Consider the following 18,419-nt stretch of genomic DNA (forward strand, 5'->3'; position numbering starts at 1 on the left):
ATGACCACCCAGCTGTTCACGAACGCGAAGGTGTTCACAGGCGAGTCGGAGACCGGCTTCGCCTCGGCCTTCCGCACAGTCGACGGCACGATCGACTGGGTCGGCGCCGCCGAGGAGGTCGAGGGGGAGACCGCCGTCGATCTCGGAGGGCGCACGGTGCTGCCCGGACTGATCGACAGTCACACGCACCCCGCGCTGATCGCGGGCACAGCCGCCGCCGTCGAGTGCTTTCCGCCGGCGGTCGCGTCCGTCCACGAGCTGGTGGAGACCCTGCGTATGCACGCGGCGTCGACCGGCGACGACTGGGTGCTCGGCCGAGGCTTCGACGAGTCGAAGTTCCCCGAGCGGCGGATGCCGACCGCCGAGGACCTCGACCGGGTCTCGAAGGATCGACCGGTGCTGGTGTGGCGCTGCGACGCGCACTCGGCCGTATGCAACTCCGCGGCGCTGCGCATGGCGGGTATCGACGAGAGGACGCCCGACCCGGAGGGTGCGCGCTTCGAGCGCGACGATGCCGGGCGCCCGAACGGGGTGCTGACCGAGATAGCGGCCGTCGCGGCTGTGGCGTCGGTCATCCCGGCGCCGTCCAGGGAGGAGCAGGTCCTCGCCGTCCTGAGGTTCGGCGAGGACCTCGCCTCCCGCGGCATCGTCGCCGTCTGCGACCTGCTCTCCACGCGCATCGACGATCCGCTCGGCGTCTTCCGCGAAGCGGAAGCGCGAGGACTGCGCACCCGCGTCGCGCTCTACCCCGGTTGGGACCCGGAGCAGCCGCTCGCCGATCTCGATCCGCTCGACACCAGGGGGCGCATTCGCGTCGCGGGCGTCAAAGTGGTCATGGACGGCGCCTACTCGAACCGGACAGCATGGGTTCACGAGCCCTACCCCGACTCCTGCGACCACGGCCTCCGACTGGTCGAAGACGAGGACGTTCTCGCAGCTGCCGACTGGGCCAGGCGCAACGGCGTGCAGCTGGCGGTGCACGCGATGGGCGATCGCACCCTCGATCGCGTGATCGAGCTGTTCGCCGACCGGGAGCCGTGGCTCGACGGCGTGCCGTCCGTGCGCATCGAGCACGCCACCCTCGTCAGTGAAGCGCGCGCCGAGCGGCTGCGCGCGGCCAGGATGTCGTTCGGCATCGCAACGCACACGGTGTTCTTCTTCGCCGAGTACGACGGATACGAGAAGGCACTGCGTGCCGAGCAGGTGCCGGACGCGTATCCGATCGCGAGGCTGTACGAGCAGATCGAGCCCCTCGCGCTGTCGTCCGATCGCCCCGCGACCGCATGGAGCGGTGCCGATGACGTGATGCTGTCGATCGCCGCCGCCGTGCGGCGCACGGCGTACGACGGAACCGAGTTCGGCATGGAAGCCGCGGTCACGGTGCCGCAGGCCGCCATGCTGTACACGGGCCGCGCGCGGCTGCTGTCACCGCTGGAAGGCGTAGGCATACTGGCTCCCGGCCTCGACGCGAGCTTCGCGGTGCTCGACCGCGACGTCTTCACCGTGCCGGAGGACGAGATCGCGTCGGTGCGCGTCGCCGAGACCTGGATCGGCGGTCAGCGGGTGTTCATCCGCTGATCCCGCGATCAGGACGAGCCGAGCAGCCGCACCCGGCAAGCCAGCTCTACGGCGAAGCGCACATCGGGGTCGTCGAGGTCGACGTCGAGCCTTTCGCGGATGCTTCGCATCCGGTAGCCGACGGCGTTGGGGTGCAGCATGAGCTCATGGCCGGCTCGGCTGAGCGAGTTGCGGTTGCCGAGGTATGCGAGCAGCGTGCGCACGGCCGTGAGCGATCGCTGCGGGCCGAGCGCGTCCAGCGGGTGCAGCACGTCCTCCAGCAGGCTGCGGCTGATCGGAGAGGCGTAGAAGTCGAGCAGCACGCGGCGAAGACCGGTCACGTCCGTCGTCTCCACACCGCCGAGGCGCCCCGCGGTGATCGCCGAGTCGGCGGCCACGCGCGCCTCCGCGGCGGACTGCCTGAGGCCTGCAGGGCCGCTCTGCGGCGTGCCGAGGCCGAGCGTCCAGGTCCAGTCGTCTCCCGAGAGCGTGCCCGCGTATGCCTGCACCCGTTCGGCGACTTCTCGCAGGCGGCGCTGGTGGTCTCCTGCGCCGTGCTCCTCCGTGCAGACGACGAGCGCGCCGTCCTGGATGTGGGTGATGTGCCAGAGCTCATCGCGGTCCTCCACGAGCTGCAGTGCGAACAGCTCGATCGCGGGCTGAACGCCGCGGGGAGGCGGGGCATCCGGATCCGAGCGATGCTGCGACCTGATCCACGCCGCCGCGTGCGACAGCTGCAGGGGCAGCCCGAGACGAGCAGCGGGGGCGACGAACACATCGACCCGCGACGCTTCGGCGAGCGTCAGCTCTGCGATCAGGTCGGCCCTGGACCGGTTCGGACCGAAGCGGTCGCGGATCTGGCGCTGGATGGAACGGGAGATGAGGGAGGAGACGACGGGGATCACCGTTCGCGTGGCGTCATCCGGATGATCCGCAGACAGCCGGGCGATGGACACCTCGCCGATGAACACCGCCGAACTGTCCGTCCATTCGGCGTGCGGGGCGTTCGACATGGTCAGCGTCACGCCGAGAGCGCCGGATGCCGCGGCCAGGATGTGCTCCGGGTCGGCGTCCTCCTCGCCTGCGGCGGCGATGGCGCGCTCCATCGCATAGCTGGCGCGCGCCATCGATTCCGCAGCGCCTCCCACCAGCACCCTGTCGATGGCGACGGCCAGGTCCGTCGGCGACTCCTCGCTCGAGACCATGACCGCGACCGTGCCGTTGTCCGCGAGCGCCGCCGCGGTCGCCGTGAGGCCGAAGCCCTCCGGGAACACGATTCCCGCGACGCCCAGGGCGTTCGCGCGCCGGAGAGCGACGTCGACCAGGTAGGGAGCGGGGATGTCACCGGCGATGATCGCCAGGGTTCCGCGGGGGCTCTTCGGTAGGGAGGCGAGTTCGATCACCTCGACACCGGTGACCGCTTCGGCGTCCGTGGGCCCTGCGAGCAGAGTCAGCCGGAGGCGATCGGCCTGGGCGAGCAGGTCCGCAACCTTGAACTGTGCCACAAGCACAATGTAGAAGATTTCTCAGTGCTTTTGGCACATTGTGGCGCTCTGGTCTCGCTTCTAGTGTCGATCTATGGCACCCGTCACCCAGCAGACGATTCCTGACGAGCAGGTTCTCACCAGCGTTCAGCCGGAGGATGTGCCCGCGCTCGCGGCGGGCGCGGCGATCTTCGGAACCGGTGGGGGAGGCGCAGTCCACACGGCGCAGCAGGTCGTGCAGCGCGCTCTCCTCGAACACGGCCCTGTCGAGCTCGTCGGGGTGGACGACCTCACAGCCGACGACGCGGTCATCATGATGTCGGGGGTCGGTGCGCCGACGGTCGGAATCGAGATGCTCTCGTCGACCGCGCAGGCCGAGACTCTTCTCACGGAGGCCCAGCGCGCGCTCGGGCGCCCGATCACCACGATCATGCCGGCGGAGATCGGCGGGAGCAACGGGGTGTCGCCGATCGGATGGGCCGCGCGCCTCGGGGTCAAGGTGCTGGACGCCGACGGCATGGGCCGCGCCTTCCCCGAAGCGACCATGATCTCTCCGAACGTCGCCGGCGTTCCCTGCGAGTTCGCGGTGCAGGCCGATGTGGTCGGAAACGTCGATGTGCGCAGGACCGTCGACCTGACCTGGCTCGAGCGCCACGCGCGGGCAGGCGTGGTCGCCTCCGGCGGCATCGTCGTCGCCGCGCACTATCCGCTCACCGCGGAGACCGCCCGAGGCGCGGTGATCCCGCGCACCATCAGCCGCGCCATCAGAGCAGGGCACGCTCTGCTGTCGTCCTCCGATCCCGTGCCGGCCATCGCGGATGAGCTCGGGGCCGAGGTGCTGATCACGGGCAAGATCGTCGACGTCGCCAGGCGCACCGAAGGCGGTTTCGTGCGAGGATCCGTCACCGTTGCGGGAACGGGGGAGAACCGCGGTCGGCTGCAGCGGATCGAGCTGCAGAACGAGAACCTCGTCGCGCTCGAGGACGGGAACGTCCTGGCCAGCGTGCCCGACCTCATCTCGATCCTCGACTCGGAGACGGGCCACGCCATCTCCACAGAGATGATCCGGTTCGGTCAGCGCGTCGCGGTGATCGCCTGGCCGTGCGATCCGCTCTGGCGCACACCGCGCGGCCTGGAGTTGGCCGGCCCCGCCGCGTTCGGCTACGACCTGCCCTACGTCCCCTTCGAACGGAAGAGCATCAGATGACCCTGGAGAACGGCCTGTCCATCGGCGTCGACGTCGGAGGGACGAACACCGATGCCGTCGTCCTCGACGCCGAAGGCACCGTGCTGACGAGCACGAAGCAGCCGACCGCCGACGACGTCGTCGAAGGCATCCGCGCCAGCATCGGCACGGTGCTCGACGAGATCGGCGATCGCCGTTCGCAGGTGACCAGGGTGATGCTCGGAACCACGCACGCGACGAATGCGATCGTGGCCAGGCGAGGGCTGGCACGCGTGGCGGCGATCCGCCTCGGCGCACCCGCCGGCACCGAGTGGCCGCCCCTGGCGGGATGGCCGACCGACCTGTCGGCCGAGATCCTGGCGGGATCGGTGATGCTCGGGGGCGGTCATATGGTCGACGGAACGCCGATCACGCGGCTGGACCGGGACGGACTGCTCCGCTTCCTCGACGAGACCGCCGACCGCTGCGACGCGATCGCGGTCACCGGAATCTTCAGCCCGTCCTTTCCCGAGCAGGAACGCGAAGTCGATGCGATCATCCGGGCGCACCTCGGTCGCGACGCGCCGACCTTCCTGAGCCAGGACATCGGCCCGACCGGGCTGATCGAACGGGAGAACGCAACGGTGCTCAATGCGGCGCTGCATCGCGTCGCACACGACGTGACCCACGCGCTGCTCGCGGTCGTCGAAGAGCAGCGCTTGGACGCCGTGACGTTCTTCGCCCAGAACGACGGCACGCTGATGTCGCTGGACGTCGCCGAGACGTTCCCCGTGCTCACGATCGGCTCCGGACCGGCGAACTCGATCCGCGGCGCAGCCTATCTCTCCGGCGCATCCGACGCGATCGTCGTCGATGTCGGCGGCACCACGAGCGACCTCGGCGTCGTCGCGAACGGATTCCCGCGCGAATCCACCCTCCCTCGGGAGATCGGCGGTGTGCAGACGAACTTCCGGATGCCGGACATCCTGTCGCTCAGCATCGGCGGCGGCACCGTCGTCGACGTGGCCACAGGCCGGGTCGGCCCGAGCTCGGTCGGCCACCGGATCAATCGCGAGGGGCTGCTGTTCGGCGGTTCGACGCCGACGCTCACGGATGCGGCGTCGCTGCGCCGATCTGCCGTCGCCGGCCGCCGTCTGCCGAAGCTCGACGGGGCCACCACGGCCGCGCTGGAGGCATCGATGACGGTCGTCGCCGAGCGACTGGAGGAGGCCGCCGAGCGTCTCTCGCTCGGGCGGATGGATCTTCCGCTCGTCGTCGTCGGCGGCGGCGGATTCCTCGTGCCCGACGGGCTGAACATCGCCGGCGACGTGCTCCGCCCGGCCTATGGCGACGTCGCCAACGCGGTCGGCGCGGCGATCTCGCTCGCCGGCGGTCGCGCAGAGCACATCGCGCACATCGAAGAGCGCGCCGAGGGCATCGAAGCCGCATCCGAGGCGGCGATCGCCAAGGCCATCCAGGCGGGTGCGGACCCGCTCAGGGTCGAAGTCGTCGAGGTCCTCGAGACGCCGATCTCGTACACGTCCCACCCGACGGTGAGCATCTCCGCCAAGGCGGCGGGGCCCTTGTCCCATCTGGGCGGAGTCGTTCCCTCCCCCGCGTAGGAGCGGCACAGTCCGCACCGCAGCAACATCCAGAAAGAGGAGAAAGCCATGAAGCACAGCACTTCAGTACCGGCAGCCGCTGGCGCCGTCGTCCTCGCACTGACCCTCACCGCCTGCGGCGGTGCGGAGCCGGATGCCGACGGCGAAGTCGTCTCCGGCGGCACCTTCCGGCATGCGATCTTCCCCGAGGTCGGCAGCATCATCCCGATGAGCGCCACCCAGCCTCAGGAGATCCAGATCATCACGTATGCCTACGAGTCTCTCGTCTACACCGACCAGGAGGGGCAGCAGATGCCGTGGCTCGCCGACTCCTGGGAGCTGTCGGACGACGGCACCTCGGCGACCTTCGAACTCAAGGACGGAGTCACCTTTCACGACGGCACGCCGTTCGACGCCGAGGTCGCCGCGGCGAACATCAACTACCACTCCGATCCGGACAACGCGACAACGCTCGCGGACGTGCTGCCGGAGGGACTCGAGGCCAGCGGCGAGGGCGAGACACTCACGGTCACCGCCGATGTGGCCGACCCGTTCATGGTGAGCGTGATCGGCAACATCGTCATGGTCGGCGATGCCGGCCTGCAGGATCCGGCCAGCCTCGAATCGGCCTCCAACGGCACGGGGCTGTACGAGCTCACCGGCGTCGAGGCCGACATGTACGTCTTCGACGCCAGAGACGACTACACCTGGGGGCCGGACGGACTGACCTCCGACACCGAAGGGCTGCCGGACGCGCTCGAGATCAGTGTGGTCACGGATGCCTCGACGCGGGCGAACCTGCTGCTGTCCGACGAGGTCAACGCCGCGGCCGTGGAAGGGCCGGATCAGGAGCGCATCGACAGCGCGGGCTATGAGTTCGCCGGCACGATCAATCCGATCGGCCAGATGCTCTTCAATGAGCGGGAGGACCGCCCGACGCACGATCCGCTTGTGCGCGAGGCGCTGATCCTGGGCTTCGACCATGAAGACGCATCCGAGGTCGTCTCGAACGGGCGTCCCGTCGACCTGACCTCGTGGATCACCGATGCGCCCTTCACGTGCTTCAACGAGGAACCGGTCTGGGAGCGTCCGGCCGCCGACGCGGCGCGCGCCGCCGAGCTGCTCGACGAAGCGGGTTGGACCGAAGGCGCGGACGGAGTCAGGGAGAAGGACGGCGAACCGCTGGAGATCGACTTCATCTACGACGCCGGATCCACCGCCCACTCCTCGGCCGCTGAGCTGTTGGCACAGGACTGGGAGGAACTGGGCATCGCGACGAACCTGATCGGGATGGACGGGGCCGGATGGTCGGAGTACCTCTACGAGACCTTCGACTACGACACCGGATGGATCCAGATCGGCGTCGGCAGCCCCGTCACGCAGAACCTGTTCTACGGCGGAGCGTCGCCGGAGGACGGCGGCCTGAACTTCATGGGCGTCGACGACGACGAGTACAACGCACTCGCTCAGCAGGCGGGTTCCGCCGCCGACGCGGACGAGGCGTGCGAGTACTGGTCGGAGGCCGAGAAGCTGGTCGTCGAGAAGTTCCACACCCTCCTGCTCACCGGCACCATCCGGCCGACTTACATGTCGGGAGCGGAGTTCGAGTTCACGGACTACCTCCAGCCTGTGACGATCCGCATGACCGAGTGAGGGAACGTCAGATGACAGCGACGATGACCCGGCCGGTTCGGCTCCCGCGGCTCAGACAGCTGCGAGAGCGGGTCTCGCCGCGGACCGACTTCGCGATCAGGCGGCTCGGACGGCTCGTCGTCAGCCTCGTCGTCGTCGTTCTCGCCGCGTTCTTCCTGGTGCACTTGGTGCCGGGCGACCCGGTCAGAGCCGCGCTGGGGCCGACGGCCCCGGCGGGCCTGGTCGAGAGCACCAGGGTGGCTCTGGGCCTCGATCAGAGCATGCCGCAGCAGCTGCTGAACTACCTCTCAGGGCTGCTGCGCGGCGACCTCGGCACATCCATCCAGTCCGGGCTCTCCGTCAGCGACACCATCGCCTCCCGCTTCCCGACCACGCTGACCCTCGCCGCACTGGGCTTCGCGGTCGCCGTGGTCGGCGCGCTTCCGATCGGTATGGGGGCAGCGCTCATCGCACGGACGCGTCGGGGCAGAACCGTCAACGGCGGCATCTCGGGCTTCCTCGGCGTGCTCATCGCGATCCCCGACTTCGTGCTCGCCGTCGGACTGATCTCGGTGTTCAGCATGTGGCTGGGGCTGCTTCCGCCGGCGGGCTGGGGCGATGGGCCGGATGCGGTCCTGCCCGTACTGGCGCTGTCGCTCGGCGCGATGGCCTATCTGGCGCGGATCGTGCAGGTGGAGATGATCAAGGTGCTGGACTCCACCTACATCACCACAGCGCGCGCCAAGCGCCTCCCGCAGCGGCTCATCCTGTTCCGCCATGCCCTGCCGAACATCGTCACAGCCACGCTCACCGTCGGCGGACTTCTGCTGTCGGGCCTGGTGGCGGGAACCGTGATCATCGAGACGGTCTTCGCCGTTCCGGGCGCGGGCAGCACGCTCGTCTCCGCTGTGGGGACGAAGGACTATCCGATGATCCAGGGCATGGTGCTCGTCTACGCGGCCATGGTGCTCGCCGTGAACCTCGTCGTCGATCTGATCCTGATCACGATCGATCCCAGAACCACGATCGCAGAAGGGTGAGTGACAGACGATGACGGCCTCCGTCTCAGGAAAGCTGGGCACCTCGACCCCAGGCGAACCCGCTGCCAAGCAGCGCAGACGCTCCCGTTGGATCAGCTTCACCGGCATCACCGCCATGGTCGGCATCGCCGTGCTGCTGGCGATCGCTGTACTCGGACCCAGCATCTGGACCGAGGCGGCGACGGTGCGCAACATCGCCGAGCGCTGGGCGCAGGCGGGGGCGGCGCATCCGTTCGGCACTGACGACATCGGCCGCGACATCCTCGCGCGCGTCATGGTCGCCACGCGCACATCTCTCCTGCTGACGCTCGGGGCGACGGCGATGCTCGTCGGCGGCGGGCTGATCATCGGACTCACCGCCGCCATGCTCCCGCGCACGCTCCGTCGCGCCCTCATCTGGGTGATGGACATGCTGCTGGCCTTCCCATGGCTGCTGCTGGTGCTGTTCTTCACCGTCATCTGGGATGCGACCGCAACAGGGGCGATGCTCGCAATCGGTCTCGCCGGTATCCCGAACGTCACGCGCCTCGTCTACAACATGGCCTCGTCCGTGACCGATCAGGACTACGTTCGCGCCGCGCGGGTCGTCGGAGTCGGGCCGTACGGCATCATCACCAAGCACATCCTGCCGAACATCGCGAACCCCCTGCTCGTGCAATCGGCGGCGGCTGCCAGCACGACGCTGCTCGCCTTCGCCGGGCTCTCGTTCCTCGGGCTCGGGGTCCAGGCACCGGAGTACGACTGGGGCCGACTGCTCAACGAGGGACTGAGCCACCTCTACACGAACCCCATGGCAGCGCTGGGTCCTGGCATCGCCGTGGTCTTCTCCGGCGTCGTCTTCACGATGGTCGCCGAGACGGTCGGCGACCAGCCGGGACAGGGGCTGCGCTCGGTCGTCAGAGCGGGCCGCGGAATGGCGCTCGGCTCGCGGCAGAAGACCGCAGCCCCCGCCGCCCCCGAGCGGGACGACAGCTCCAGGCTGGCCGAAGTCCGCGATCTTCATGTCGCCTTTCCCGATGGTGAGGGCGGGCTCGTCGAGCGCGTGCGCGGCGTCGACCTGCACGTCGCGCCGGGTGAGGTGGTCGGCATCGTCGGAGAATCGGGATCGGGGAAGTCGCTGACGGCGATGGCCATGGCAGGGCTGCTGGGGAAGGAAGCCGTCGTGGCCGCCTCGGTGCACTCCTTCGACGGCATGGACATGGCAGGTCCGCTCAGCGCCGCCGATCGCTCGCGGCTCGGCGTGGAGCTCGGCATGGTGTTCCAGGATCCGCTCACCTCGCTGAACCCGGCGCTCACGATCGGACGGCAGCTCACCGAAGTGCCGCAGGCGCATCTGCACATGAGCCGAGGGCAGGCCAAGCGGCGGGCCGCCGATGCCCTGGGCTCCGTCGGCATCGCGGACAGCGAGCGCAGGCTCCGCCAGTACCCTCACGAGTTCTCGGGAGGCATGCGTCAGCGCGCGATGATCGCCATGGCGATGACGGGCAGGCCGAAGCTGATCGTCGCCGACGAACCGACGACGGCGCTCGACGTCACCGTGCAGAAGCAGGTGATGAAGGTGCTGAAGGGAGCGCAGGAGGCGACCGGTGCCGCGATCGTGTTCATCTCGCACGACATCGCCCTGGTGTCGGCGTTCTGCGATCGTGTGCTCGTGATGAAGGACGGCCGCGTCGTCGAGGAGCTCGATGCCGAGCGGATCCAGCAGGACGCGAAGCACCCGTACACCCGCGCGCTGATCGCCTGTCTGCCCGACATGCGCTCGGACCGGACGCGGCCGCTGCCCGTGATCTCCGAGGCGCTTCTGGCCGAGGCCGAGGCCGTCGAGGAGGTGTCGGCATGAACGCTCTGGAGATCGAGAGCCTGCGCGTGCGCTACGGCGGCATCGACGTGGTGTCGGACGTGAGCCTCGCCGTTCCCCATGGCAGGACGGTCGCACTGGTGGGGGAATCCGGCTCCGGCAAGAGCACGATCGCCGCAGCGGCGGTCGGGCTGGTGCGTCCCGCCTCCGGCGACATCCGAGCAGACGGCGTGAGCGTGGTCGGCGCCGGGAAACAGGCGCGTGCCGCGCGCCGACGTCTGCAGCTGGTCTTCCAGGACCCGTTCTCGGCGCTCGACCCCCGGATGAGCATCGGCGATTCGATCGCGGAGGCGCTGCGTGCGACCGGTCGTCGCTGGAGTCGCGCCGAACGCGTTGCGCGCGTGCGGGAGCTGCTGCGCCGGGTGCGTCTCGACCCGGATCGCGCCGACGAGCGCCCCTCCGTCCTCTCGGGAGGGCAGAGGCAGCGGATCACGATCGCCCGTGCGCTGGCCGGTGAGCCCTCCGTGCTCATCGCCGACGAAGTCACCAGCGCACTGGACGTGTCGGTGCAGGGCGCCATCCTGAACCTGCTGCGGGAGCTGCAGGAAGAGCTGGGGCTGTCGATGCTGTTCATCTCGCACAACCTCGCGGTGGTCCGCTACATCAGCGACTCGGTCTGCGTGATGCGCGGAGGACGCCTGATCGAGTCTGGGCGGACCGAGGAACTGCTCGATCGTCCGCAGGACCCGTACACCCAGGATCTGCTGGACGCCGTTCCCGTTCTGGGGGAGAGGATGGCCTTCTGATGCATCGTGCCGAGCCGTATGCGGTTGGGATCGGCTCGTTCGCCGCGCAGGCGAGCGCGATGAGACCCGACCTCGTCTCCGTCCGCCGGGAACTGCACGAGCATCCGGAGCTGGGGCTGACGCTGCCGCGGACGCAGCGGGTGATTCTGCGCGAGCTGGCCGTGCTCGGCCTGGAGATCTCCACCGGCGACGAGCTCTCATCGGTGACGGCAGTGCTGCGCGGCGGCCGCGCCGGCCCGACCGTTCTCCTGCGCGCAGACATGGACGGCCTGCCGATCGAGGAGGCCACGGGGCTGTCGTTCGCCTCAGCCGACGGCACGATGCACGCCTGCGGGCACGACCTGCATATGGCGGGTCTGCTCGGTGCGGCACGGCTGCTCGTCGATCGACGCGACGAACTGCCAGGCAGCGTCGTCTTCATGTTCCAGCCGGGCGAGGAGGGGTACGCGGGCGGTCAGCTGATGATCGAGGAGGGTGTTCTCGAGGCCGCGGGCGATCGGCCGGTCGCCGCGTACGCCGCCCACGTGGAGTGCACGGTGCCTCGCGGTCAGATGGTCACCAGGAAGGGCTCGATGATGTCGAGCGTCAGCGCGATGCGGATGACGCTGCGCGGCACCGGTGGGCACGCCGCCTTCCCTCAGGCGGCGATCGATCCGGTGCCCGTCGCGGCACAGCTCATCCTGGCGGCGCAGGCCTTCGTCGCCCGTCGTCTGCCGGCCGTCGACCAAGCGGTGGTCTCGATCACGAAGCTCGCCAGCGATTCCGCCGCCGGCAACGTGCTCGCCGCCGAGGTCGGGATGGAGGCGAACATCCGGACGCTGTCCGCCTCCACGCTGGAGACCGTCCGCGAACAGCTGCCGCCGATGCTCCGCGGCATCGCAGAGGCGAACGGCTGCGCGCTGGAAGCGGAGTTCATCGAGTCGTATCCGGTGACCTACAACGATCCGAGCGAGACGGGCTTCGTGCTCGACGTGCTGGACGAGCTGGTGGGGCCGGAACGGGTCACCCGGCTGGAGACGCCGTCGATGGCGTCCGAGGACTTCGCCTATGTGCTCGATGAGGTGCCGGGAACGCTGGTGTTCCTCGGCGCGGAGCCGGAGGGCGGGTCGGGTCCGCTGCATTCGGAGCGCGCCGTGTTCGACGACAGCGTGCTCGACCTGCAGGCATCCGTGCTCGCCGAGCTCGCGTGGCGCCGCCTCGCCCGTGACTGAGAGACCGAGGAGAGACCGAGGGAGGTCTGAGAATGCACGACGGCGCTGCAGTGCCGGGCCCGGCACTGCTGTTCTGCCCGGCCGATAGGCCCGAGCGGTTCTCGAAAGCGGCCTCGTGCGCCGATGCCGTCATCCTGGACCTGGAGGACGGCGTCGCGCCGGAGGACAGCAGCGCCGCACGTGCCGCCGTCGCGTCGTCGTCGCTGAACCCGGAGACGACATTCGTGCGGATCAACCCGGCGGGCACAGCGGAGTTCGATCTCGACTTCGACGCGCTGGCCCATACTCCGTACCGCCGCGTGATGCTGGCCAAGAGCGAATCCGCGGCGCAGCTCGACGCGCTGCAGAACGCGGGCTGCGACGTCATCGCCCTGTGCGAGACAGCCGCTGGGGTTGAGAACGCCGCAGAGATCGCCCGTCACCCCGCCGTCGTGGCGCTGATGTGGGGAGCGGAGGACCTCGTGGCGGGCATGGGCGGGCGCTCCAGCCGGAGCGCTGACGGGACCTACCGTGACGCGGCTCGATATGCGCGCTCCCGTGTGCTGATCGCGGCGCGATCGGAGGGGAAGGCAGCTGTGGACGCTGTTCATCTCGACATCGCTGACGTGGAGGGGCTCAGGGAGGAGGCATCGGATGCCGCAGCCGTCGGCTTCTCGGCCACCGCCTGCATCCATCCGAGCCAGGTCGCGGTGATCCGCGCGTCCTACGCGCCCTCTCCCGGCGAGCGGGAGTGGGCGATCGCCGTGCTCGACGAGGCGGAGACGCAGCCCGGCGTGTTCCGGTTCGGCGGTCGGATGATCGACGAACCGGTGCTTCGGCAGGCGCGAGCCGTGCTCCGTGCCGTACCGACGAAGCCCGAGGAGGAAGGATGAGCGGCCCTCTTGCCGGTCTGCGCGTGCTCGATGTCACCTCCGTGATCATGGGCCCCTACGCGACGGCGATGCTCGGCGACATGGGCGCAGACGTCATCAAGATCGAACCGCCGACGGGCGACGTGGCCAGGCGGATCGGCCCTTCCCGCTCTGCGGGGATGAGCGCGGTCACACTGAACCTGGGGCGCAACAAGCGCAGCGCGGTGCTGGAAAGGAACAGTGACGACGACCGTCGCAGGCTCGCGGAGCTGATCGGCGGCTGCGACGTGATCGTCACGAACCTGCGGCCAGGATCGCGTCTCAGGCTCGGCCTGGACTGGGACTCCGTGCGCGAGCTCAATCCGGGGGCGATCCTGTGCACCGCGCAGGCCTTTGCCACCGGCTCTGCGAAGAGCGAGGAGCCCGCGTACGACGACGTGATCCAGGCGGCATCCGGGATGTCGGACATCTATCGCCGAGTGCACGGTGCCCCGGCATTCGCGCCGTCCGTACTGGCGGACAAGATCTGCGGCCTGATGATCGTCAACTCCGTGCTCGCCGCGCTGCACAGCAGAGCGTCGACGGAAGAGGGGCAGTGGGTCGATGTGCCGATGGCCGACGCGATGCTGGCCTTCAACCTCGTGGAGCACCTCGGCGGCGGGACCTTCGACCCTCCCGAGGGCGGGGTCGGCTGGAACCGCACCCTCGTGCCGAACCGCGGGCCCCATCGTGCGGCGGATGGGTGGATCTGCGTGATGCCGTACACCGACGAGAACTGGGCCGACTTCTTCCGAGCCGTCGACCGGCCGGACCTCGCCGCGGATACCAGATTCTCCAGCAACGGTGCCAGGCACGAGCACAACGCCGTTCTGCAGGCCGAGCTGGCCGAGCTGGTCGCAGATCGCACCGTCGCCGAGTGGCTGGAGCAGTGCCGGCGCCTCGGCATCGCCGCGGAACCGGTGCTCGATCTCGACCGCATCGAGGAGAACCCGTACTTCGCGCAGCGTCGGGCGCTGATCGACGCGCACCATCCGACCGAGGGCGCCTACCGGCTCATCCGATTTCCGGTGGACTTCTCTGGCACGCCGGTCACCGAATATCGACCAGCCGAGCCGCTGGGCCCTCCCCTTTCCGCAACGGGCTGGCTGGCGCAGGGGATGCCATGAGCGACGTCCTCCCGGCACATGGATCGCGCGCTTTCGTGTGGCTTCGACCTATGGTTGCGCCGCCGGTCGGCGGGCACAGTGGTCCTGCGGCAGTCGTCGCAGGGAGCAGCATGCAGGGGCCCGCACGGGCGTCCTGGAGAATCCGCGGAGCACCGCGGGATGAGGAGAGGTCATGGAGTCGTTCGAGGTCGCCGTCGTCGGGATGGGCGCCATGGGCAGCGCCGCCGCCTACCACCTCGCTCGCCGCGGTGCGCGCGTCGTCGCATTCGAGCAGTACGATCTCGGCCACGTCCGCGGTGCGTCCCATGACACCTCGCGCATCGTGCGCACCTCATACGGTGCGCCGGAGTACGTCCGCCTCGCCCAGTCGGCCTACCGGGACTGGGCGGATCTCGAGCAGGAGTCGGGCGAGCGGCTGCTGACCATCACGGGCGGCGTGGTCTTCCTTCCGGTCGACGGCCCGTACGCCGCGGCGGACTTCACCTCGGCGCTTCAGGAGTGCGGGGTGCCCTATGAGCTCCTCAACCCGGAACAGGTGCGCCAGCGCTGGCCGCAGTTCGGCGTGCCGGACGGGGTGGAGACGGTGTACACGGAGGACTCCGGCATCGCGCACGCCGCCCGCACCGTGGCGACCCTGCAGATGCGGGCGCGGGTGCACGGCGCGGACATCCGCGACAGAACGAGCGTCGAGAGCATCGTCCCCGACGGCGACGGAGCGATCGTGCGCACTTCGGGGGGAGATGTGCGCGCGGGCCGCGTCATCGTGGCGGCCGACGCATGGACGAACGCACTGCTCGAACCTCTGGGAGCTGCCATCCCCCTGGACATCATGCAGGAGCAGGTGACGTACTTCCGACCGGCCGACCCAGAGCCGCTGGGGCCCGATCGCCTCCCCGTCTGGATCTGGGAGGACGAGGAGTGCTATTACGGGTTCCCGACCTACGGCGAGCCGACGGTCAAAGCCGGCCGCGACGTATCCGAGAACCGGATGCTTCCGCAGGAGCGCTCGTTCGTCCCCTCCGATAGTCTCTCCCGCGAACTCGCCGAGTTCGTCGGCGGGCTCATCCCCGCATCGGGCCCCGCGCTGCGCACGGTCACCTGCCAGTACGCGCTGACGCCGAACCGGCGCTTCGTGCTGGCTCCCGTGCCCCAGCACCCGGCGATCATCGTCGGCCTCACGGCCGGGCACGGCTTCAAGTTCACTCCGGCGATCGGTCGCGTGCTCGCAGAGCTCGCTCTCGACGGCGAATCGACGGACGACGTGTCCTCGTTCGGCTTCCCCTCCCCGTGATGCGGCGCGCTCGCTCATCACTGTCCGCAGGCTCGGAGACGTGTCAGCTCCGGCGAGGGGAACTGCGGTGATCAGGTGCGGCGGGCGGTCCAGGAGAGCGAAGGTGCCGGCGCCCGTGCCGCAGCCCAGGTCGACGATGTGGTGAGGAGCGGTCCGCACAGGCACCATTGCGGTGATGGAGGCGGTGTGCTCGGCGAGGACCTCGGCATCCAGGTCGAGGATGTCCGACTGGCCGTCCGATGTGCGCTCGTGGTGATGACTGTGCGAAGTGTCGTGGCGGAGGGCATGGGTGTGCATAGCTCATGCTCTTCAGACTAGGGTGAGTATGCTCGTTAGGCATGACATGTCCCTGTCTGCGCAAATTCATGGTCGACCTCGCTGCCTGACGCGCAATGTGCCATCGTCATGGCAGGCTGTCGCGCGGCCTCGCGGTCACTCGGCCGCGTCTTCGCTGTCTCCCTGGTGGCCGCGACGGGCGTCGCGGTCGAAGATGCCGAGGAGCTCGCAGGGTCCGCTTTCTGTGCCGATCGCGTGCGGCATCATCGTGGGGAACTCGGCGGCCTGGTTGGTCTCGAGACGGAAGCGGCGGTGGCCCAGCATGAGGATCGCGGTGCCGGACAGGACGACGAGCCATTCGCGCCCAGGGTGGGCGCGCATGTGCGCCGGGTTCTCCGGCGGTGGTTCGGTCATGCGCTGGCGCACCACGCTCATCCCAGGGTCGGCCTTGATGATCCAGCGCATCCGGCCGTGGGCGCTGTCGACGGTCGGGCTGATGACGACCTCTTCGTCGGCGGTCTCTACGAGTTGATCGAGCGTGGTGTCCATTGCGCGGGCAATGGTGACCAGTTGATCCAGGGCGAGGCGGCGCTGGCCGTTCTCGATGCGGCTCAGCGAGGACTGACTGAGGTGGGCGCGGGAGGCCAGTTCTCCCAGGGACCAGCCTTGCGCGACCCGCAGTGCGCGGATGCGTTTGCGTACGAGGCTGTCCAGATCTCCATCTTCTTGCTCCATAAGCAACAGTGTATGTCTACTGCGCAAGTTCACGTTAGCGTCGTGCGCAGACAGTCCGCAAGGTCCGGAACCGGGCACGACGAGTTGACCGAGAACCTGACCTTCTTCGCCCAGGGCGGCGCCTCAGCCGGCCCTTCGCTCAGCGACCGGTCATGCCCCGGTGCTGATTCAGCATGCTCTTCTGAGAGGAACCCATGAGTACGAACCAGCCATCGCCAGCCACCGCAGTCAGCGGCCAGGGTGCCCCTGACGCGCGTCAACTGCGCACGATCCTGATCACCGTCTCCATCGCCCTGATGGCGGTCATCGCCTCGGTGAGTGGGTTGAACGTCGCGCAGACCCACATGGCCGTGGAATTCTCTGCCTCCCAGAGCACGGTTCTGTGGATCATCAACATCTACACTCTCGCTCTGGCTGCGCTGCTGTTGCCGCTCGGCGCCCTGGGCGACCGCATGGGCCGCAAGCCTATGCTCGTCGTCGGATTGGGAGTCTTCGGCGTCGCCACGGTGGTCGCGGCCCTGGCTCCGACGGCCGAAGTGATGCTCGCCGCCCGCGTCGTCAGCGGCATCGGCGCTGCCATGATCATGCCGATCACCCTCGCCGTCATCACCTCCACCTTCCCCGAAGAGCAGCGCGGCAAGGCGATCGGCGTGTGGACGGGAATCGCCGGAGGCGGCGGCATCCTGGGGATGTTCCTTTCCGCGCTCCTCGTCGACGTCGCCGACTGGCGCTGGCTGTTCATCCTGCCCGCAGTGCTGGTCTTCGTGGCCCTGGCCATGACATTCAAGTCGATTCCCAACTCTCGCGAGACCTCGGCACACAGATTCGACACCGTCGGCGCGCTGGTCTCCATCGTCGCTGTGGTCTCCATCATCTTCGTCCTGCAGGAGGGCCCGGAACGGGGCTGGACCGCCCCCGCAGTACTGGTCGGTCTGGCTGTCGGCCTCGTTGCCGCAGTCGTCTTCGTGGCCTGGGCACTGCACCGCCGTGACGCCTCGCTGCTGGACGTGCGGCTGTTCCGGGAACGCGGACTATCAGGCGGCTCGATCACGCTGCTGGTGGTCTTCGGCGTCCAGGCCGGCATCGGGGTGGTCCTCTTCCCGTTCTTCCAGGCCGTGCTCGGCTGGTCGGGTCTGCTGTCCACGGTCGCGATGATGCCCATGGCTCTCGCCATGATGATGTCCTCCGGCCTTGCGCCCATGCTGGCCGCAAGGGTCGGTGCCCGCTTGACGATGTTGGTGGGCGTCGCACTGGCCGGCATCGGCATGGCGCTCCTGGCGCTGCTCGTCTCCGTCAGCGGCGGCTTTCTGTTCGTTCTGCCTGGCCTGCTCGCGATGGGCATCGGGATGGGCCTGTCGATGACCCCGTCCACGGCAGCCATCACCAGCTCTCTGCCGCGTGAGAAGCAGGGCGTCGCCTCCGCACTCAACGATGTCACTCGCGAACTCGGCACCGCGCTCGGCGTCGCTCTGCTCGGCGCGCTCGTGTCCGCCGGCTACCGCAATGCCATCGATGACAAGCTGCACGGCATCCCTCAAAGTGCTGCGGACATCGCCCGCGAGGGCGTAGCCAACGCGGTTGAAGTGGCTGGCGCCACTGGACCGCACGCACCAGACCTGCTTCACGCGGCTCAGCAGTCCTTCGTCGACGGCTGGCAGCAAGCCATGTGGGCGGGTGCCGTCATCATGGGTGTCCTGTTCATCTACATCGTCATCCGTGGCCCCAAGAACACACCTTCCGCGGCAGCGGACGAGGCTGGTCCCGCTGAGCGTTCCTCTGGGAAGGGCTCGCATATCAAAGCGTGAG

14 protein-coding genes are annotated in these 18,419 nt (G+C 68.8%); 12 read left to right on the plus strand and 2 right to left on the minus strand.

Features of this window, described 5'->3' with window-relative positions:
- Entirely contained in the window at positions 1 to 1,578 is a 1,578-nt protein-coding gene (locus tag DZG09_RS03830; protein WP_119696362.1) for an amidohydrolase, read from the plus strand.
- Between the two features lie 8 nt (positions 1,579 to 1,586).
- Here DZG09_RS03830 and DZG09_RS03835 read toward each other — a convergent pair whose 3' ends face one another.
- Positions 1,587 to 3,062 (minus strand): PucR family transcriptional regulator, encoded by a 1,476-nt coding sequence (locus DZG09_RS03835; protein WP_119696363.1) that lies wholly within the window; start codon positions 3,060 to 3,062, stop codon positions 1,587 to 1,589.
- A gap of 73 nt (positions 3,063 to 3,135) precedes the next feature.
- Here DZG09_RS03835 and DZG09_RS03840 point away from each other — a divergent pair, with 73 nt between their 5' ends.
- The 10 genes from DZG09_RS03840 (at position 3,136) to solA (ending at position 15,602) form a co-directional block, all read left to right on the plus strand.
- Complete coding sequence (locus DZG09_RS03840; protein ID WP_119696364.1) at positions 3,136 to 4,248, plus strand: DUF917 domain-containing protein; 1,113 nt, start codon at positions 3,136 to 3,138, stop codon at positions 4,246 to 4,248.
- Positions 4,245 to 5,828 carry an ROK family protein gene (locus DZG09_RS03845; protein ID WP_119696365.1) on the plus strand — a complete coding sequence of 528 codons (1,584 nt, stop codon included), beginning with the start codon at positions 4,245 to 4,247 and terminating at the stop codon, positions 5,826 to 5,828. The genes DZG09_RS03840 and DZG09_RS03845 overlap by 4 nt, the downstream gene beginning before the upstream one ends.
- A 48-nt stretch (positions 5,829 to 5,876) precedes the next feature.
- Positions 5,877 to 7,460, plus strand: a complete 1,584-nt coding sequence (locus DZG09_RS03850; protein ID WP_119696366.1) for an ABC transporter substrate-binding protein — start codon at positions 5,877 to 5,879, stop codon at positions 7,458 to 7,460.
- An 11-nt stretch (positions 7,461 to 7,471) separates the two neighbouring features.
- Positions 7,472 to 8,479, plus strand: a complete 1,008-nt coding sequence (locus tag DZG09_RS03855; protein ID WP_205529047.1) for an ABC transporter permease — start codon at positions 7,472 to 7,474, stop codon at positions 8,477 to 8,479.
- Between the two features lie 10 nt (positions 8,480 to 8,489).
- Positions 8,490 to 10,319: a dipeptide/oligopeptide/nickel ABC transporter permease/ATP-binding protein gene (locus DZG09_RS03860; RefSeq protein WP_119696367.1), complete on the plus strand. Its 1,830-nt coding sequence runs from the start codon at positions 8,490 to 8,492 to the stop codon at positions 10,317 to 10,319.
- On the plus strand, positions 10,316 to 11,083 hold the full coding sequence (locus DZG09_RS03865) for an ABC transporter ATP-binding protein (RefSeq protein WP_119696368.1): 768 nt from the start codon (positions 10,316 to 10,318) through the stop codon (positions 11,081 to 11,083). The genes DZG09_RS03860 and DZG09_RS03865 overlap by 4 nt, the downstream gene beginning before the upstream one ends.
- Positions 11,083 to 12,294, plus strand: coding sequence for a M20 metallopeptidase family protein (locus tag DZG09_RS03870; protein ID WP_205529048.1), 1,212 nt, complete (start codon positions 11,083 to 11,085; stop codon positions 12,292 to 12,294). The genes DZG09_RS03865 and DZG09_RS03870 overlap by 1 nt, the downstream gene beginning before the upstream one ends.
- A 32-nt stretch (positions 12,295 to 12,326) precedes the next feature.
- Entirely contained in the window at positions 12,327 to 13,166 is an 840-nt protein-coding gene (locus tag DZG09_RS03875; RefSeq protein ID WP_119696369.1) for an HpcH/HpaI aldolase/citrate lyase family protein, read from the plus strand.
- Positions 13,163 to 14,311: a CaiB/BaiF CoA transferase family protein gene (locus DZG09_RS03880; protein ID WP_119696370.1), complete on the plus strand. Its 1,149-nt coding sequence runs from the start codon at positions 13,163 to 13,165 to the stop codon at positions 14,309 to 14,311. The genes DZG09_RS03875 and DZG09_RS03880 overlap by 4 nt, the downstream gene beginning before the upstream one ends.
- 172 nt (positions 14,312 to 14,483) lie before the next feature.
- Positions 14,484 to 15,602 (plus strand): N-methyl-L-tryptophan oxidase, encoded by a 1,119-nt coding sequence (solA, locus tag DZG09_RS03885; RefSeq protein ID WP_119696371.1) that lies wholly within the window; start codon positions 14,484 to 14,486, stop codon positions 15,600 to 15,602.
- A 432-nt stretch (positions 15,603 to 16,034) separates the two neighbouring features.
- On the opposite strand, the gene DZG09_RS03890 is transcribed toward solA, so the two are convergent.
- Complete coding sequence (locus tag DZG09_RS03890; protein ID WP_205529049.1) at positions 16,035 to 16,613, minus strand: XRE family transcriptional regulator; 579 nt, start codon at positions 16,611 to 16,613, stop codon at positions 16,035 to 16,037.
- Positions 16,614 to 16,909: 296 nt separating this feature from the next.
- On the opposite strand from DZG09_RS03890, the gene DZG09_RS03895 reads away from it, so the two are divergent.
- A complete protein-coding gene (locus DZG09_RS03895; RefSeq protein WP_205529050.1) occupies positions 16,910 to 18,418 on the plus strand; it encodes an MFS transporter in 1,509 nt (502 codons plus the stop codon).
- Position 18,419: the final 1 nt, after the last annotated feature.

Source organism: Microbacterium halotolerans (assembly GCF_003569805.1).
Taxonomy (GTDB): Bacteria; Actinomycetota; Actinomycetes; order Actinomycetales; family Microbacteriaceae; genus Microbacterium; species Microbacterium halotolerans.

Coding starts and splice junctions, on each gene's coding strand:
- DZG09_RS03840 (WP_119696364.1), top strand. CDS start 3,136: ATGGCACCCGTCACCCAGCAGACGATTCCTGACGAGCAGGTTCTCACC.
- DZG09_RS03890 (WP_205529049.1), bottom strand. CDS start 16,613: ATGGAGCAAGAAGATGGAGATCTGGACAGCCTCGTACGCAAACGCATC.
- DZG09_RS03875 (WP_119696369.1), top strand. CDS start 12,327: ATGCACGACGGCGCTGCAGTGCCGGGCCCGGCACTGCTGTTCTGCCCG.
- DZG09_RS03830 (WP_119696362.1), top strand. CDS start 1: ATGACCACCCAGCTGTTCACGAACGCGAAGGTGTTCACAGGCGAGTCG.
- DZG09_RS03895 (WP_205529050.1), top strand. CDS start 16,910: ATGGCGGTCATCGCCTCGGTGAGTGGGTTGAACGTCGCGCAGACCCAC.
- solA (WP_119696371.1), top strand. CDS start 14,484: ATGGAGTCGTTCGAGGTCGCCGTCGTCGGGATGGGCGCCATGGGCAGC.
- DZG09_RS03870 (WP_205529048.1), top strand. CDS start 11,083: ATGCATCGTGCCGAGCCGTATGCGGTTGGGATCGGCTCGTTCGCCGCG.
- DZG09_RS03855 (WP_205529047.1), top strand. CDS start 7,472: ATGACAGCGACGATGACCCGGCCGGTTCGGCTCCCGCGGCTCAGACAG.
- DZG09_RS03850 (WP_119696366.1), top strand. CDS start 5,877: ATGAAGCACAGCACTTCAGTACCGGCAGCCGCTGGCGCCGTCGTCCTC.
- DZG09_RS03880 (WP_119696370.1), top strand. CDS start 13,163: ATGAGCGGCCCTCTTGCCGGTCTGCGCGTGCTCGATGTCACCTCCGTG.
- DZG09_RS03860 (WP_119696367.1), top strand. CDS start 8,490: ATGACGGCCTCCGTCTCAGGAAAGCTGGGCACCTCGACCCCAGGCGAA.
- DZG09_RS03865 (WP_119696368.1), top strand. CDS start 10,316: ATGAACGCTCTGGAGATCGAGAGCCTGCGCGTGCGCTACGGCGGCATC.
- DZG09_RS03845 (WP_119696365.1), top strand. CDS start 4,245: ATGACCCTGGAGAACGGCCTGTCCATCGGCGTCGACGTCGGAGGGACG.